Origin of the sequence: Legionella cardiaca, assembly GCF_029026145.1 — a bacterium.
In the GTDB taxonomy this organism is placed as follows: Bacteria; Pseudomonadota; Gammaproteobacteria; order Legionellales; family Legionellaceae; genus Tatlockia; species Tatlockia cardiaca.
On record NZ_CP119078.1, the window covers coordinates 2185959 to 2203110 of the forward strand.

Below are 17152 nucleotides of genomic sequence, written 5' to 3' on the forward strand. Positions count from 1 at the left end.
CTCTAGCTTCTTTTATTTAACGGGATTAATCTGTTGCAGGTGTACTTCATCTACTGCCACTGCATAATTATTTGTTGCCGCTCCATCAAGAATCCGTATGTTTTTTTCCCTATATTCAGACATGCCATAAGGCCCCACATTTTTATTGGTGAGCCAATAAATGACAAAACAAACATTATGAACAATATAATTGATTATTTTTTTCCATACTGATTCACCAAATATCGAGGCATATTCAGTTTGAAACCATGAGAAGGAGTCGACAGTTAGTTCATCACGATTATAGCGCTGCTTTTCTCCCACAAAAGTAATGTTGCGATCACCAAAAAGAAATTCGGGAATAAATTCACCTTGTGTTGAATGAACAGGTGTAATTGAAACATGGCTACAATTATGTGAACGATCGCGCACAGCTAAATTATTTTGGAAAAACTTTTTCAATGCTCCGCCGTCTTGTACAGCAAAAAGCCCACCTTTAAAATAATGGGCAATATCACGGTTATTGGGGTTTAATTGAAGAAAAAGATTTAAAGAAACCAGCTCATCGAGATTGACATTTTTCCATGCCCTCATCACTTTTTCATGTAAGCCAGCATCAAACTGACTGAGTGCCTGGTTTAATAAATCTGTCGTCAGCGGATACAAGACCAAGGCCTTATGCTTTTCACTGGAACAGTTTTTTAATACTTTATTACAACAAGCGATTAGTTCTCTATCTCCTGTAGCAATCATTTTTCGATAAACCTCAACAGTAATAAATTGATGAGGATTATTAATCTCCAAATTTTCCAGGAATATTTTTATAAAGGGATTTTTTTTCTGTTTTAATAAAGCATCTAATAAAAATCCGGAATGAGATTGTAATTCCGGTGATTGAGCGGGATTTTCACCGTAAGAATTTATAAAAGTTGCAAAGGATTTATCGGGATGCTCTACCATTAATTTTTCAATTAGCACAGGATTAACCAAAGCCTTTTTCTTGAAAAATAGTGGCATATTTCCGACCCAAAATAGGCAAATATTAAACATATTATGCAATTTCAAGGCCATTTTGGCTTTATGCGAGTTTACTGTATTATGCCGCCCTAATATTTTTTTAATCAAAAGATAACCTTGGTCCAATAGGGACAATTTGTGTTGGATTAATACTTGTATGACTGAAATAATAATGTTCTTTTATATGTAGAAAATTTACGGTGTCACTAACGCCAGGATGGTGATACAGCTTTTTTAGGTAACGCTGTAGAGATTGATAATCAGCAATTCTTTGCTGATTTGCTTTGAAATGGCTGTAATACACAGCATCAAAACGAATGAGTGTCGTAAACAGGCGCCAATCAGCTTCCGTCAATACATCTCCAACAAGATATTCATGCTGACTCAAATGAAGCTCCAGGCTATCGAGCATGGCAAATAACTCACCATAAGCGACTTCATAAGCCTCCTGCGTGGTGGCAAAACCACATTTATAAACACCATTATTTACCGCGTTATATATTTTATCATTCGCTTCATCAATTTCAGCACGCAAAGCTTCTGGGTAAAAATCTTGTTTATCTCCTGTTAATTCATTAAAAGCTTGATTAAATTGACGAATAATTTCAGCAGACTCATTATTAACGATCGTTTTTTTCTTTTTGTCCCATAAGACAGGAACAGTTACTCTGCCTGTATATTGGCTATTAGCCTTAGTATAAATTTCATATAAATAATTTAAGCCATAGAGATTATCACCGGTTGCCCCCATACCTACTTTAAACTCCCATCCATTAGCAAGCATATGCGGATGAACAATTGAAATGTCGATATAATGTTCTAATTTTTTAAGTTTTCTAAAGATGAGGGTTCGATGAGCCCATGGACAAGCGAGAGAGACATACAAGTGATATCGTCCCTTCTCAGCAGGGAATAAAGCATTTACATCGTTGGTAATGGTATTTCTAAATTGAGTAGGCTCTCTTTTAAATGCCCCCCCTGTTTTGCTGGTATCATACCATTGATCATGCCAATGACCGTCAATTAACAAGCCCATTATCTTTCTCCTGGTTTATGGTGCAATCTTCCCTTTGCAGATAACAAGACTAAGTCATCCAAATGACAGGGGCTTACCTGGTAAATTCACGCAATCATGCATTTATACTAGCAAAAAGCGGAAATTTTTTTGAATCTCTGTAAGACTAAATTTATTCAAGAATAGAGAAAAGCTCATCCATGCGCTCAATGCTGCCAGATCACGAAATGGAGGTGGCAAATAAATCGGTGGTGCTAAAATCCCTCTCTCTTTTAATTCACCCAGTAAAGGCAAATCATCAAGAACTAGCTTGCCAGTAAATAGAAGAGGAATTGAATCAATACGACGCTGGCTAATTGCAAAGCGCATGTAATTATAAATCAGCAAAAATCCCTTAGCATAGGATAAATCTTTCGTGAAGGGTCCTCCTTCGGGAGTACTCCCTCTAAACACGCGAACGGTATGATTATAGCTATCATCTTCTGTTAAACCACACTCGATGAAGTAGCGATAAATATCGATAAAATTTGCTCCTTGTCTGACTTTATCGAGAGCAATAACGCGATTGGTAATTTTACGCACACGTGAGGGGTACGATGAGAAAGTAACTATCTCTGTAATTACTGCAAGCCCTTCTTGCAGCACACTGCTTGAAGGAGAGCCCTTTGATAGAAAAAAGCAATAAGGCTGCATGGCCCCATTTAATGTAGTACCTACATGAACCCAACCTTCATGGACTTCGAGATATTTTAAATCACGATCACTAAACATGGCTTGCTGGCTTAGCTTAATTGAATCAGCTCCTGCAGAAGCATCAGCCACCATATCATCGCTCACCATAACGGTAACTTTACCCGGATGTTGATCAAAAAATTGGCTAAGACGCTCTTGCAATAACTCTTGTGCCATCTGCGGGGTATAACGTTTTATATCCGCATCTGATTTTAGTTGTACTTCCAATGCCGTTAATACATCAAATAACAAAGTTCCTAACTCGGACAATCGAGGACCACCAGAATAAAAGGCATCATGAGGACTACCATAAAGCTCCATTGCCAGTTCACAAAAAGCCGCTGTACCACGAGAATCCAGCATTTGCACGGCCCGGGTATATTCTTCACACTGCCTTTTAATTAAACGAGTAACAGGTGAGTATTGCCCAAGCTGATTTTGAGCATCACGCAAAATTAAACGAAATTCATCCTGTTTTTCATTTGCATCAAAAGGCAAAGGCTTTTTAAGATAATAATCTCTATCAATTTTGGGTAAGGATTGTGCTTTCTTAGCAAAAAAATCTTGCTTTATTGAATCATCCCACTTAATGCTGTCCAAAATACGTATTGTCCTTTGTGCTTCGACCATGCGCGTAGACAATTCCTGGATAACAATTAACTCGTCTGATTCGATTTCCATAACATCAACCTTTAATTTTTTTATGTAGCTTGCTCTTTAATTGCAGGATCCGCAGGCGGTGCAATGCTTACTCGTGCATTTTGATTTTGCGGAGGCAAATCATAAAAATGACTAATATTACTATCGGTTAATGGAGGAGGCACCATCACCATTGGGCCATTTTTACTTCGTAAATATTGAGACTCCCCATTACTGGCATAATTTGAACATGCAGATAGAAGAGACATCGAAAGAATTATAAAACCAAATTTTTTCACAACAATTTTACCTCATTAAATAAGCTGCAAGTTTCGTAAGGCTTGCTCTAATGACTGATGATGTTCAGCAGATAACGATGTTAATGGTAATCGTAGTTCATCCTGCATTAAACCCATTTTACTTAAAGCCCATTTTACTGGAATAGGATTTGACTCTACGAATAATAATTCATGTAGTGGCATTAATTGCTCATTAATGCGTAAGCAACCCGCATGATCATCATCAAATGCAGCGTCTGATAACTTTGCCATTTGTCTGGCCGCCACGTTTGCAGTAACAGAGATAACTCCTTTCGCTCCAGCTAAAAGCCATTGAGCTGCTGTTAAATCATCACCACTATAAACATCAATACCATCGCATAGACGCAAAATTTGCTGCAACCGAGTCATTTGCCCTGTGGCTTCTTTAATACCAATGATATTTGAAATCTTCGCAAGTCGGGCAACAGTTTCAGGCATTAAATCACAGGCAGTACGACTTGGTACATTATACAAGATTATGGGGATCGCAACTGACTGGGCAATATGGCTATAGTGTTGATAAAGCCCTTCTTGAGTCGGTTTAATATAGGCTGGCGTCATAATGAGTGCTGCATGAGCACCACATTCCATTGCTTCCTGGGTTAAAGCGATACATTCTTTTGTTGAATTTACTGCAGTTCCTGCAATCACAGGAATTCGTTCGTGAGCTTGTTCAATAACTGTTCTAATTACTAACAATTTTTCTTGATGAGAGAGTGTTCCTGCTTCACCGGTAGTTCCAGCAGCAACAATCGCGTGTGTTCCGGCAGAAATATGAAATTCAACTAACTCGCGCAAGCACTTAAGGTCAACCGTATCATCCTTCATTGGTGTAGCTAAGGCTACAATACTACCACGAAACATAGCGGCCTCTTTTTCTTAATTAATTTGCCAATACTACTAATTTCTCAAGCGCAAAGGAAGAAACTTAATGCTATTCCTAAAAATTTTAAATCAACGTATCCAACCTATTTTTATCAAAGCAAATCTCTACCCATCACTCTTAGCAGAATCTTTCAGCAACTATCCAAGTAATCAGCAATTAAAAGAGTGCCTTTTCAATTTGATTCTTAGCAAGCTCCATGGCTTCTATTTCTGCTTCCCTGGGAGTAGGAAAAGTTTTTCCTACTGATTTTTTTATTATATAGGTATATTGATCATGATGGACAATGAGTTGATATTCTCCCGCATACTTGCCATTACGCTTACGAGAAGAACATTCAAAATCAATTCCATGATATGTTCCTTTCATGCGAATTCCCTATCTAGTTTATCTGCTTCCATTCTTTTTAAGTATAGACAAACTCTTTCATTATTTTTAATCACTTCATCATGAAAAATTTGCCCTTTACTTTATTCACCCTATAAAAAACTGTAAGCTCAAATTAATATTTATTTATCCTAAGCAAGTTCTATGTCTATGAAATTTGATACTTTTGTATTAGGTGGCGGAATTATTGGTGTTTCAGTTGCAACGCATCTCCAAATGCGCGGACACTCGGTTGCGCTCGTCGATCTAAAAGCCCCTGGAAGTGAAACTTCTTTTGGTAATGCTGGATTAATTCAGCGAGAGGGCGTATATCCTTACGCATTCCCCAGGGATGTTAGCTCTCTAATCAAATATGCTTTCAATCGCTCACCAGACGCCAGATATCATCTAAAATCAATCTTCAAACTTGCTCCTTTTCTCTGGAAATATTGGTTCAATTCCCATCCATCGCGCCATGAAACGATCGCCTCCTCTTATTCAACACTAATTGAACATAGTGTTAGTGAACATCATCGACTAGCTGATGCAGCAGAAGTAAGACATCTATTTCGTCAAGGAGGATGGCTTAAAGTTTTCAGAACCACAAAAAAACAAGATATAGAGACACGCTTCGCAGAAAAATGCCAGGCCGAGTATGGAATTAAATTTGACGCCCTCGATATAACTTCACTTCGTCAACTTGAACCTGACCTTGATCATTCGCTTATAGGTGCACTTCGTTATACTGAAGCAGAATCTGTCAGTGACCCTTGTGCCCTCGTTAGAGGCTATGCCAACTACTTTGAACGCCTTGGTGGTCGTTTTTTCTTTGGTAACGCAAATACCTTAGCAACAGGATGGACGCTTAAGACAGAGGAAGGTGACATTAAAGCGAATTCTGCGGTTATTACCTTAGGTCCCTGGGCGGATGTGCTAAGCAAAAAACTTGGCTATCGTTTTCCATTAGCGGTTAAGCGCGGATACCATATGCACTATAATACAAAGCCAAATGCAAGACTTGTTCATCCAGTGCTCGATATTGAAAATGGTTACGTCCTGGCACCAATGGTGCGTGGAATCCGCTTAACAACAGGCGCTGAATTCGCCCATCGCGATTCACGAAAAACACCTGTACAGCTTAATTCAGTGGAACCTCTGGCACGTAAACTTTTTCCAATTACAAAGCGCCTTGAAGAAACTCCCTGGATGGGGTGCCGTCCTTGTACACCAGATATGCTTCCTATTATAGGCCAGGCTCCTCGTCATGATGGACTTTGGTTTGCGTTGGGTCACGCTCATCACGGTTTAACTTTAGGTCCAGTTACCGGTCGCCTGCTTGCGGAAATGATAACTGGGGATAACGTAATAACTAACCCGTTACCCTTTAGTGCGAGTCGTTTTAGTGGCAACTATGCAAGGTAAACAACATAGAGGAGCCTCAGACCTCAACTTCGGTCAAAATTTCGAGCACCATATCTTTAATTAAATTAATTAAATCGAGCTCATATTCCTCACCAAGCGCTGTTGTTTGGAAAAATATTGTCTTAGCCTTGTTTGAGTTCATAACTTTTTCTTTTAAGTTAATGATTAAATCAGAGTTCATTAACTCTTTGCTTCCAATAAGACCAATCTTAAATAGAGAATTATCATGGTCAACAATACGCTCGATAGCCAATTTCAATCGCAACAAAATTTTCTCTTTTTTCTCCGGACTATCCTTAATAATTTCATTAATATTAATAATCGAAATATTTGATTTATTGCCCCCTAAATTCCCCAATGAAAGCAGGATATTTTCATTATTTACTCTTCTTATTTTTAATAAATTATCCTTTAAATTAATTAATAGTTTAAGGCAATCATCAATAATACTACTTTCAATATTCGTTTTCACTTCAATTGATTTTTCTTGCATTAATTTTGAGTGGTTATGTAATAATTTATTAGCAGAAAAAATCAGATATAAATCACGATTAATTATTCTAGGATTCGCTAATAGTTTATTTAGCATCTTACTGAAGCAGAAACTGATTTGAGAAATAACTTCTTGATCGAACATTTCGTCAACATAATTAATGAACATATTCCACTGTGAGTCCTTATCTATAGTGTAATAAATCATTAAATCAAGCCCCATATTTGTTGAGCCAATATTGTTCAATTGCAAGTGGGCCGATGAATCTTCTCCTAAGTAACCAATAACAATGGGTAGATTAAAATAATTATGAGTTATGCCCATTTCAGTTATCACTTTTTCAACAGGAAAATAGTTAGCTTGAGCATCGATAAACTCTTGCTGAAGAGAGTGGCATAACTCTTTAAAATGTAAATTCCAGTCTATTAAAGGACAGATTAGTAAGTTGTTTACAAACAATCCTTGAGCACGACCTCCTAAATGCTTTTGGCGCTTGTTTAAAGGAATCAATAGTTGAATCTTTTCATTGGCGGATAATGCATTTAATATTAAGCTCATTAATCCCATGCATATTATAAATCCCGTCGTATGATAAGTACTTGTTAAAGCCATCATTGCCTCTTTAGTACATAATGATATTTTTTTAGTAGCAAAAATTTCAGTCCGTTTAGCATCTTTTTGCTGAAGCTTAAGATAGTTCAAACCTTCCAGTTTTTTTGTCCATATTTCTTTTATTTTCTTGCTAAAGTTTTCGCCATACTCCATTTTTTGTTCGTTATTAAATATCACTTGGCAATAATTTTCTTTTATTTTGTTATCAGGATATTGGAGCTCTTGTTGAGCCATTAGCATTGAGCTCAGATCTGAGATAATATGATTTGCTATATAGAGAACTTCATGCTCTCCTGTTTTATATTCAAAAATTACCACCTTGAATAATAAGTCTTTCGTTAAATCAATTGGTTTTAAAACTTCATTCCTTATTAATGTATTTCTCGAATCTTTAGCATCTACTTTAATCCAACGAATATATTCATCATAATTTGAAAGCGTTGTATAAACAAACTTGAAAGTATCCTTTTTTTTGAAAAATTTTATTCTCAATGTGTCATTATTATCAATAAAATTAATAATGTTCTTTAAAACTTCCTCGCGTTTGATATCACTTCCGAACAATACGGAAGAGAATAAATTATACTTCGATAGTTCAGCATTAATGGAGTAATGGTTTAAGATAGCCTCTTGCAAGACAGAGCATTCATGTTCCTTCTCTTCCTCAGAAAAATCATCGTAATTCTTGGCAGATTTTTTTTGAATTGATGTCAGTTCAATTTTCTTTAATAAAAGGTTGACTAGTTTATCAATCTTATGGTTGGAATATAATTCCCCCATAGTGATAATAATTTGCAATTTATTCTGTAATTTATCGGCTAGCTGCGCTGCATTTAATGAATCTATTCCTAATTCAAATAGGCTAGTCTGGTCATCCATGGTAGCTAAATCAGGTAAATTTAAAATGTCTGCAACTAAATTTTTAACTTTCTCGATAAGCAGTATTTTTCGATTATCAGGCTCATCCAAAATATTAAGTAGCCAGTTTTGATCAGCAGCCCCTACCTCCGTTATTGGAGCGCGATGACAATAAAGATATTTAATCTGATTATTTTCAATCAATTCTGCACATTTTTTACGTTGTAATTTACCACTGGTTGTTTTAGGTATGGTTTTAGGTGGCGTTAAGTAAATGGCATTGGCAGTCAAATTAAAGCCTGATGAGATAGCTTTTTGCATATCCGCCACGATCTCGGGATAGGCCTCAGCCGGTGTATTCTTTTTCAAATCAGCAACTAAAACCAATTGCTCAGTAACCGCTGTTTTTTCAGAAAAGGCAATTACACATCCTTTTTGAATATGGGGGTTTGCAGACATCGCTGCAAATTCAAAATCGTGAGGATAATAGTTTTGACCATTGATAATAATTAAATCCTTTATGCGACCACAAACGAAAAGCTCACCTTGATGGATAAAACCCAAATCTCCTGTCTTTAAATAATATTGGTTATCTTCATAATCTTTAATTTGGTTTTTAAATGTTTTCCTGGTTTCCGCTTCATTATTGTAATAGCCTTGGCCAATTGATGCCCCCTGTACCCAAATTTCACCAACTTCATCTTCCTGGCGGAGTGTATGCCCTTCTGGATCAACTATTTTGACATTTGTTTGCGGCACGCCCGAACTAATCAACTTCATTCCGGAGATCACATCGTCTATTAACTCGACTCTATTTTGGCTAAATGGATCGGGTTTAGCATTAATTACTTTGACTTCTGATAAATACATTTTAGAAGATACCATGAGTGTTGCCTCAGCCAAGCCATAACAGGGATGAAGCACATTCCTTTTCAAGCCTGCTGATTTAAATTTTTCATAAAAAAAATCCATCGTTTTCATTGAAATAGGTTCGGCTCCATTTACAGCTACTTCTAGACAACTCAAATCAAGCTCGTGAAGAATGGAACTATCTGTCTTGCGAGCGCAAAGATCAAAGGAAAAATTGGGACCTGCTATGGTGTTACATTTATATTTAGAAACATTGAGCATCCACAGGAAAGGTTTTGTAATAAAATCAACTGGAGACATATGTGTTGCCGTGATATTGGCATACAGCGGCTCAATAATACAGCCAATCAATCCCATGTCATGATAGGGAGGAAGCCAGGAAAAAACATGACCGTCTTCCTGATGATTAACCGCTTTTTTCATGGTTTTCAAATTATCAAGTAGGTTGTTGTGTGTTAATACCACTCCTTTAGGGTTTCCTGTTGAACCTGAGGTGTATTGCAGAAAGGCGATGTCTTGTGGAGAACGTTGATCGGCTCGAGCCAGTTGTGCAGGATATTTTTTACGCTGTTCTGTCGACACAAGAGGGATATGCGCTTTTCTTAGCATATCAAATAAATTGATATAGGTTTCATTCAAGCCTGCCATCTTTTTAAATTTCGATGGCAGAAAGCGATTCGCAATTATTCCCTTCTTTAACGCTCCTGTCGTAGTTTTATCACATAGCACGAGACTTGGATTTGCATCTTGAATAATATGGAATAAGCGAAAAGCCATCTGAGTATTGGCTGGGGGGAAAACAGGAACCGCAATTGCACCGGCTCGTAAACATGCAAAAAATCCGATGATGTATTCCAAGCCAGGCTTTGCCGCCAAAATTACTCGATCCTGGGGTTTAATATACCCGCTGATAAGATTGGCTAACTTGTTGACTTCTAGGTAGAGCTCTTTTGAGGTCAGTGTCTTGGCATGAATACCATCCTCTAAGAAGCGATAGGCGATTACATCAGGGAGATTTGTATTTCGAAAATCAAGAATTTCACATAAATTTTTATATTCAATAGATGAGCTTTTTTCATTAAAATGATGAGTATTCAAGATTAACACCCCCTAACAAGCGTGTATCCCTATCTCATGGATATTTAAACATTCCTTGCTTAAATTATTCGCTTTGTGATGGATTCGCTCTTCGCTCGAGCTCCATACAAATCTCACACTGGCTCCGCGAGCTAAATTTGAATATCCCTATGAAATAATTAACTCACTCTACTTCGGACTAGGCCACTACTCCCTGGCGCCTAGTAATTGAATTAAAATCCAAAATCAGCCATTCTGATTATAGTGCAACATTTCTATTTTTTTACCACCAAATCAATGGGAGATACCAATCCTCTTTAAAGATTAATTTATTGCTTCATATGGGCTAATTTATAAATAATTAATAGCAATGTATTTCTAATATGAGGTATCTCAATCTTAGTTAACTTTTGGGTTGTTGTAGATTTAAAAACCGGAATATTTGCCATCATATTTTTTGATAAAAAATTACTAATAAATAAAGGAGCTAAATTTTTAAGATGAATATCGTTTGTCTCAGCAATGATCTGCATTGCCTTCTTAATATAATCTTCAGCAGAAAGTAGTTTAATTGATTGTGACTTGGGCAATTTATTAATTAAATCTTTCGGGCTTAATTCTTCACCAGAAACAAGATGATATTTATTGCTTTCAGAAGGATGGTTGACGCACAAATCAACTATCGAGCGAGCAACAAAATCCACCGGGACTACATCGACAATAGAATTTAAATTGACAAATCCGCCAATTTTCATAGATAACTTCATAAATAAAAAAGTTAAATCATCATCACTCATTACTTGCGATTTGGTATTTATCGTAATGCCACTTGGTCTGTATACTGATATTGGCAATCCTTTTTGTATACCTATCTCGCACATCTTTTCACAAACCCACTTGGTTTGAAAATAACCATTTGTAGGGGCCTCCGCAGGCAACCCCATGTTCTCATAAATTTCTACCTGTTTATCAAATTGACTATTAAATACACCTATTGTGGAGACAAAATGTAGTGGTTTAATTTTACCAACAGAGGCAACTTTGATTAATTCATACAGACTTAGAACATTAGCATCACGCAAATTTTCATAAGGATAGACAAAATTGACTACGGCCGCCGAATGAATAATTAAATCCATAGAGTGAGTTACATAAGCATAATCATCATCAGATAACCCTAATTTTTGTCTTGATATATCACCGCAAAGGCAATGAATTCTTTTTTCTTCCGCAGTACTAATATTAATTTTTTTCTCTTTTGCACAATGCATTAACCTGGCTTTTGCTTCATCTTTAGACGAACTGCGAATAATGCAAAAAATTTCGGCGTGGGTTTGAACAAGACATTCTTTCAGCAAATGCACTCCCAAGAAGCCAGAAGCACCGGTCAGCAAAATAGAGTGAATGTCATTAGTAAATGGTTTTGGGTTGTTTAATACAAGCTGCTCGACCAATTGGAGATCTTTTTGATAATCAAATTCGGCAGTTTTTTGTGAATTATTAGTTAATCTACCCTTCACTAATTGGGCTTGTGCTTCAATTGTTGTAGCCTTAAATAATTCAACCAAATCAAATTCAATATCATATTTAGCTTTAAATTTTGACAACATCAATACAGCTTGCAGTGAAGTACCGCCTAATGAGAAAAAGTTCGTGTGAACATCCATGTCTGCATCAGGAAATATTTCACGCCACAAATTTGAAATATAGTGTTCGTATTCATCGTGAGTGACTATATTTTTTGTTTGATTTATCTTACTTTCTCGCACTGCCTTTAAAAGCTCGGCAGGAGTCATTTTCTGCAATTCAAGAATTTTTTTATTATCCATAATTTACACCTGCTTTAGACATACAACATATCCCTCATGATTTATTTCGGTATAGATAGATTTCAAAAAAAACTCTGCTGGAATATTTCTCTCTGTTTTTTTGAATTTAAATTCGATTTTCTCTATTTTTTTTGCCCAACATAAATCTATTAATTTTTGATACATTATCTTCTCTACGCCTCGTCCTAAGGCGCGACAACTCAACAACATACTGTCAACAATAAGTTTTTTATCCTCAAAATTAACTATTAGTACTCCTACTAAACCATAATCTCCAAATTTATCCGAGACCGTTACAGTATAGACTTCAAAACAATCTTTTTTAATAAAACCGAATATTTGACTTTCGTCGTAACGAATTGATGTTGTATTAAATTGATTTGTTCGCATAGATAACTGCGATACTCTTGGAACATCCATCTCGGTAGCTGGTTTAATATCAACCTGCAAATTAAGCTGCTGAATAAATTCGTCCAAAGATTTAGTCGACTGCTGCAAGTTTTCTCTGTGTTCATTTTGCTTATAAAAATCAGCGCGATGCACATCTTCTTTTGTCGTTTTTGGTCTGTCAAAACTCCAAATATTATCCAAAAATACAGCAACATCATTTTCCTCATAGGGAAAAGGGATCACTTCAATTCCAGGACATAATGCTTCAATCTCAGCACATTCTAAGAGGTTATCATCGATAAAAATAAAAGAATCGAGTCCTAAATTAAGTTCTTTTGCTAATTGATGAAGGTTACTTGCCTTATTATCCCAATTAATTTTAGTTGAGAGGATATCGTCCCAACTTAATATCATATCGTCTCTTTGCTCAAAAACAGCCTTCACATCTTCGAGTATATTTTTACTACATAAAGCCAGCAGGAAGCCCTGGTCTTTTAATTCCTTAACTTTTGATTGCAATTGAATATGATTTTGGTTAATTTGAATACCTTGAATCCCATCTTCACCAACCACTCCTTTCCATAGCGTATTATCGCAATCTAGTATAATCACTTTTTTGGGGTTTCGGCGTAGAGAATCAAGCTGCCTAACCGCATAGGTTGCCAAGGCCATAAACAGCTCATCATTATAGGGGATACCACCTTGCCTGTAGGTAATTTCATCAAAATAACTATGAATGTGATAGCAGTTCAATAATTCATTATGAGTCTTAATATAGATCGATGGCACATTAGAAAAATGCAGCTTAATCTGAGATTCAGTTTTGATAAAATTATTCGACTTTTCTCGATTGGGTGGTGGTGGTGTAAAAAATAAAAAGACTAAATTGCTGCTGCTACTTACATAGTATTCAATAGCATTAATCAAATCCTTAATTATTGATTGATCAATTTTATTTTCATCTTTAAACCAATCATATAAGGAGATAAAAACAAAATTATTCTTATTTTTATAAAGAATACTCTGGTTATTCAAAAAACACTGAATCACTTGATTATACTCACCAACCTCTAAACAATATGTAGTATTTATTTGTTTAAACCAATATTCCATAAAGGATATAATTGGTTCGATGGTAAATGTGGATACTAAACTAATTCTTTTTTCTTCTGGTTCTGAAATTAGATATTCAAATTTACTTACTGATAGTTGTTCAGTATCCAATAAATTATTATTAACAATTGCCTCACTCAAACTTTTTACTTCTTTTACAAATTTTTTTATATCAGTAGAAGAAAATAAATTGGTGTTATATTTCACTAGTAACTCTATCTTTGAACCATGTCTTACCTCAAATACAAATGGATCTAGTCCCAACCCATTATTTTTATAAATAATATCAATTTTTTGGTCTTTATTTTTTTCATCTAAAAATAGTTGATAAACGAATATAAACTCAAAAAATGCTTCAATTTTTTGACTACTTAATTGTGGTGCTAGATCATGAATGTTGTAATCAGAAAACTCTATGGACTCTACGATTTGATTTTGCAGAGCTTTAATTCCGGTTAGGACATTGGGATAATTGTCATAATTAAAAACCACGGGTAATAAGTTTACGAATACGCCTAAAGTTTTATTCCAATCACTGGAATTTCTACCGGAAAAAAGCGTACCAATATTAAGTTTTAAAGTATCAAGTTTTTTACTTAAAACGAGATAATAAATAAACAGAAAAAAGTTTTGCAGGCTAATGGAGTTTATGCCGCAAAATGATTTAATGTTATTTATTGTATCTTCTTCGATCGTTTCTGATGTGCATGCTATCTCTAAATTAACATTCTTGGTTAAATAACTTCTCAGATTTGCAGTAGAAATTAAATTTTTCCAGTATTCCACAGCTGTCTTGTATTCAACAGACTGATTGTAAGAACCTAGCCATTTTGAGTATTCTGAATAAGGCAATGATTGTTGAATATTTTTTTCATGATAAAAGGCTAGAAAATGTTCAATAAATATCTTTAGAGATATGCCATCACAGATCGTGTGATGAAATATTAACTGCATTAACCATTCATCATTACTCTCTATCAAATTAACTCTAAATAGTGGTCCTTTCTCCAAATTGAAAGGTACCAATGCATTTTCATCTAGTATGTGATTGAGATTTTTATTTTGCGCTTTTATTTTGGTATAAAATGCCTCAGGAAATAGCTCAGAAAACTCCGAGCTTAGAATCTGCGACTCTTTAATTTCAAAGTGAGATTGAAGAATCGGATGAGTATTTACCACGTTTAATAACGCTCTCTGGATTTTTTTAGCATCGAAAGAAAAATTTAATTTAAATGCCAGCGATACATTATAAGCCCCTTTATTTGGTGCTAATTTATCACTCAAATAAAAATTTAATTGTTGGTGAGTGATTGGATATATTTTTTTATCTAAATTAAAAACCTTATTAGATAAGATTTGTGAAGATATCCTTTGAATCTCAGTTACCTGCAAAGGAGCCATTTCTTTATTAAGATACTTCCCTAAAAGATTTGGGGTGTGATACTCCATAAGAACTTTTAAACTAATTTCTGCAGAAGGTCCTAATCTCTCATTAAGTCTACTAACCAAATCGGTAAGCATTAACGAATCCAACCCTAATTCAAAAAAGTTACTATTAGCGTTTATAACCGTCGAGTCTGGTACATTCAGTACATTAGCGATTAATTCTTTTACATGACTGATAAGTAGCGTTTTTCTATTGTCAGGGCGCTCTTTAAGCACCTCGAGTAACCAGTTTTCTTTTTGATCAGCAGCCCCTACCTCCGTTATTGGAGCGCGATGACAATAAAGATATTTAATCTGATTATTTTCAATCAATTCTGCACATTTTTTACGTTGTAATTTACCACTGGTTGTTTTAGGTATGGTTTTAGGTGGCGTTAAGTAAATGGCATTGGCAGTCAAATTAAAGCCTGATGAGATAGCTTTTTGCATATCCGCCACGATCTCGGGATAGGCCTCAGCCGGTGTATTCTTTTTCAAATCAGCAACTAAAACCAATTGCTCAGTAACCGCTGTTTTTTCAGAAAAGGCAATTACACATCCTTTTTGAATATGAGGGTTTGCAGACATCGCTGCAAATTCAAAATCGTGAGGATAATAATTTTGACCATTGATAATAATTAAATCTTTTATGCGACCACAAACGAAAAGCTCACCTTGATGGATAAAACCCAAATCTCCTGTCTTTAAATAATATTGGTTATCTTCATAATCTTTAATTTGGTTTTTAAATGTTTTCCTGGTTTCCGCTTCATTATTGTAATAGCCTTGACCAATTGATGCCCCCTGTACCCAAATTTCACCAACTTCATCTTCCTGACATAAAGTATGAGCTTTAGGATGAATTATTTTGACATTCGTGCGGGGAATACCGCAACTTACTAAAGAAACTCCTGCAGAACTATCGGCAGTTACGGTAATCTTATTTTTACCAAAATGGTAAGGGTCGACATTGATAACTTTGGCTTCTAATAGAAACAGTTTTGAAGATACCATGAGTGTTGCCTCAGCCAATCCATAACAAGGATGCAACGTCTTTTTTCTATAGCCTGCTGATTTAAATTTCTCATAAAACAGATCCATGGTTTGTATAGAAATAGGTTCAGCTCCATTAACGACGGTATCAAGACAAGTCAAATCAAGTTCCTTGACGACAGCATCCTCTGTTTTGCGGGCACAAAGATCGAAAGCAAAATTTGGTGCTGCGATTGTCGTACATTGATATTTAGAAACATTAATCATCCAAAGAAATGGTTTTTTAATAAAATCAACTGGAGACATATGTGTTGCCGTAATATTGGCATACAGTGGCTCCATGATGCAGCCAATCAATCCTAAATCATGATAAGGAGGAAGCCATGAAAAAACATGACTGTCTTCGGTATGACTCATTGCAGTTTTTATAATTTCTACATTATTGAGCAGATTACCATGCGTTAAAATGACTCCTTTAGGGTTTCCTGTTGAACCTGAGGTATATTGCAGAAAGGCGATATCTTGTGGAGAACGATGATTGGCCCGAGCCAGTTGTGCAGGATATTTTTTACGCTGTTCTGTTGACACAAGAGGGATATGCGCTTTTCTTAGCATATCAAATAAATTGATATAGGTTTCATTCAAGCCTGCCATCCTTTTAAATTTCGATGGCAGAAAGCGATTCGCAATTATTCCCTTCTTTAACGCTCCTGTCGTAGTTTTATCACATAGCATGAGACTTGGATTTGCATCTTGAATAATATGGAATAAGCGAAAAGCCATCTGAGTATTGGCTGGGGGGAAAACAGGAACCGCAATTGCACCGGCTCGTAAACATGCAAAAAATCCGATGATGTATTCCAAGCCAGGCTTTGCCGCCAAAATTACTCGATCCTGGGGTTTAATATACCCACTGATAAGATTGGCTAACTTGTTGACTTCTAAGTAGAGCTCTTTTGAGGTCAGTGTCTTGGCATGAATACCATCCTCTAAGAAGCGATAGGCGATTACATCAGGGAGATTTGTATTTCGAAAATCAAGAATTTCACATAAATTTTTATATTTAACGCATGACATGGGGCTATTTAAACTATGATTATTCAAGTAAATATCCTCTAC

10 protein-coding genes are annotated in these 17152 nt (G+C 35.8%); 1 reads left to right on the plus strand and 9 read right to left on the minus strand.

The window, feature by feature from the left end; translation table 11 throughout:
* Nucleotides 1-12: 12 nt before the first annotated feature.
* The 6 genes from PXX05_RS09320 to PXX05_RS09345 form a co-directional block, all read right to left on the minus strand.
* On the minus strand, nucleotides 13-996 hold the full coding sequence (locus PXX05_RS09320) for a hypothetical protein (RefSeq protein WP_275087952.1): 984 nt from the start codon (nucleotides 994-996) through the stop codon (nucleotides 13-15).
* A gap of 100 nt (nucleotides 997-1096) precedes the next feature.
* Entirely contained in the window at nucleotides 1097-2032 is a 936-nt protein-coding gene (locus PXX05_RS09325) for a glutathione S-transferase family protein (RefSeq protein ID WP_275087953.1), read from the minus strand.
* A gap of 102 nt (nucleotides 2033-2134) precedes the next feature.
* Nucleotides 2135-3424, minus strand: a complete 1290-nt coding sequence (locus PXX05_RS09330) for a flavohemoglobin expression-modulating QEGLA motif protein (RefSeq protein WP_275087954.1) — start codon at nucleotides 3422-3424, stop codon at nucleotides 2135-2137.
* Nucleotides 3425-3444: 20 nt separating this feature from the next.
* Entirely contained in the window at nucleotides 3445-3681 is a 237-nt protein-coding gene (locus PXX05_RS09335; protein ID WP_275087955.1) for a hypothetical protein, read from the minus strand.
* Between the two features lie 15 nt (nucleotides 3682-3696).
* On the minus strand, nucleotides 3697-4566 hold the full coding sequence (gene dapA, locus PXX05_RS09340; protein ID WP_275087956.1) for a 4-hydroxy-tetrahydrodipicolinate synthase: 870 nt from the start codon (nucleotides 4564-4566) through the stop codon (nucleotides 3697-3699).
* A 178-nt stretch (nucleotides 4567-4744) separates the two neighbouring features.
* Nucleotides 4745-4954: a hypothetical protein gene (locus tag PXX05_RS09345; protein ID WP_275087957.1), complete on the minus strand. Its 210-nt coding sequence runs from the start codon at nucleotides 4952-4954 to the stop codon at nucleotides 4745-4747.
* Nucleotides 4955-5116: 162 nt separating this feature from the next.
* Between PXX05_RS09345 and PXX05_RS09350 the strand changes: the two genes are divergently transcribed.
* Nucleotides 5117-6373, plus strand: coding sequence for an NAD(P)/FAD-dependent oxidoreductase (locus tag PXX05_RS09350; RefSeq protein WP_275087958.1), 1257 nt, complete (start codon nucleotides 5117-5119; stop codon nucleotides 6371-6373).
* Nucleotides 6374-6389: 16 nt separating this feature from the next.
* On the opposite strand, the gene PXX05_RS09355 is transcribed toward PXX05_RS09350, so the two are convergent.
* The 3 genes from PXX05_RS09355 to PXX05_RS09365 form a co-directional block, all read right to left on the minus strand.
* Nucleotides 6390-10304 carry an AMP-binding protein gene (locus PXX05_RS09355; RefSeq protein ID WP_275087959.1) on the minus strand — a complete coding sequence of 1305 codons (3915 nt, stop codon included), beginning with the start codon at nucleotides 10302-10304 and terminating at the stop codon, nucleotides 6390-6392.
* Nucleotides 10305-10612: 308 nt separating this feature from the next.
* The gene (locus tag PXX05_RS09360; RefSeq protein ID WP_275087960.1) at nucleotides 10613-12112 is read right to left on the minus strand and encodes a thioester reductase domain-containing protein; all 1500 of its coding nucleotides are present in this window, start codon (nucleotides 12110-12112) and stop codon (nucleotides 10613-10615) included.
* Nucleotides 12113-12115: 3 nt separating this feature from the next.
* Nucleotides 12116-17110: an HAD-IIIC family phosphatase gene (locus PXX05_RS09365; protein ID WP_275087961.1), complete on the minus strand. Its 4995-nt coding sequence runs from the start codon at nucleotides 17108-17110 to the stop codon at nucleotides 12116-12118.
* Nucleotides 17111-17152 lie beyond the last annotated feature (42 nt).

Coding starts and splice junctions, on each gene's coding strand:
- PXX05_RS09350 (WP_275087958.1), top strand. CDS start 5,117: ATGTCTATGAAATTTGATACTTTTGTATTAGGTGGCGGAATTATTGGT.
- dapA (WP_275087956.1), bottom strand. CDS start 4,566: ATGTTTCGTGGTAGTATTGTAGCCTTAGCTACACCAATGAAGGATGAT.
- PXX05_RS09330 (WP_275087954.1), bottom strand. CDS start 3,424: ATGGAAATCGAATCAGACGAGTTAATTGTTATCCAGGAATTGTCTACG.
- PXX05_RS09365 (WP_275087961.1), bottom strand. CDS start 17,110: ATGTCATGCGTTAAATATAAAAATTTATGTGAAATTCTTGATTTTCGA.
- PXX05_RS09345 (WP_275087957.1), bottom strand. CDS start 4,954: ATGAAAGGAACATATCATGGAATTGATTTTGAATGTTCTTCTCGTAAG.
- PXX05_RS09360 (WP_275087960.1), bottom strand. CDS start 12,112: ATGGATAATAAAAAAATTCTTGAATTGCAGAAAATGACTCCTGCCGAG.
- PXX05_RS09325 (WP_275087953.1), bottom strand. CDS start 2,032: ATGGGCTTGTTAATTGACGGTCATTGGCATGATCAATGGTATGATACC.
- PXX05_RS09320 (WP_275087952.1), bottom strand. CDS start 996: ATGCCACTATTTTTCAAGAAAAAGGCTTTGGTTAATCCTGTGCTAATT.